Below are 1,257 nucleotides of genomic sequence, written 5' to 3' on the forward strand. Positions count from 1 at the left end.
ACGGATCAGAACTATCGGTATTGTCCACACCAGTCACGGTAATATCACCGGCACAGTTATCGTTAGCAGTCAGGTCACCCGGAGCAGGCACGTCCGCGATACACTCGTAAGTGATATCAGCAGGAGCCGAAGGCGCAATAGGTGCAATGGTATCTTCAATTGTAAATGTAGCAGTAGTAGAAGCAGAATTACCACAATCATCAGTAGCTGTAAAGGTAACAGTAGCAGAACCAGTTTCTCCACAATCGTCAGATAATCCTGTAAAGTTATTTGTCCAAGTTACATTTCCACAAATATCATTTGCTGTGGCTCCACCATTATTGGATAACCAAGTATTCAAATCATTAGTATTTCCTGATCCATCACATTCAACTGTTACATCAGATGCTTCAATATCAATAGTTGGAGGGATAAGATCTATAATTGTAAATAAAGCTGTTGTTGTACTGGTATTGTTACAAGCATCAGTAGCTGTGAACCGAACAAGGGTTCTCGAAGTTTCTCCACATTGATCAATTACACTTAATATCTCATTTGACCAAGTCACAGCTGAACAGTTATCAGTTGCATTAGCACCAGCATTTGTATCAAGCCAAGCCTGAAATTCTTGGGTATTACCTAATCCATCACATAAAACCGTTTGGTCTGCAGCAACAGTAGTAATATTTGGCGCTATGGTATCAGCCACCGTAATAGTCTGTGAAACCGACGATGAATTGTTACAGTCATCAGTAAAGGTCCAAGTACGTGTGATTATGATGTTACACGAATCAGAACTATCGGTATTGTCCACACCAGTCACGGTAATATCACCGGCACAGTTATCGTTAGCAGTCAGGTCACCCGGAGCAGGCACGTCCGCGATACACTCGTAAGTGATATCAGCAGGAGCCGAAGGCGCAACAGGCGCTATGGTATCAGCCACCGTAATAGTCTGTGAAACCGACGATGAGTTGTTACAGTCATCAGTAAAGGTCCAAGTACGTGTGATTATGATGTTACACGGATCAGAACTATCGGTATTGTCCACACCAGTCACGGTAATGTCACCGGCACAGTTATCGTTAGCAGTCAGGTCACCCGGAGCAGGCACGTCCGCGATACACTCGTAAGTGATATCAGCAGGAGCCGAAGGCGCAACAGGCGCTATGGTATCAGCCACCGTAATAGTCTGTGAAACCGACGATGAGTTGTTACAGTCATCAGTAAAGGTCCAAGTACGTGTGATGATAATGTTACACGGATCAGAACTATCGG

Annotated in this window: 1 protein-coding gene; it reads right to left on the reverse strand. The window is 44.2% G+C overall.

What is annotated here, in order from left to right:
- Positions 1–1,257, reverse strand: a 1,257-nt coding sequence (locus MTX13_RS14320; protein WP_449555745.1) for an HYR-like domain-containing protein, incomplete at both ends; no start/stop codon positions are given.

Origin of the sequence: Hanstruepera flava, from assembly GCF_023634025.1 — a bacterium.
Classification (GTDB): domain Bacteria; phylum Bacteroidota; class Bacteroidia; order Flavobacteriales; family Flavobacteriaceae; genus Hanstruepera; species Hanstruepera flava.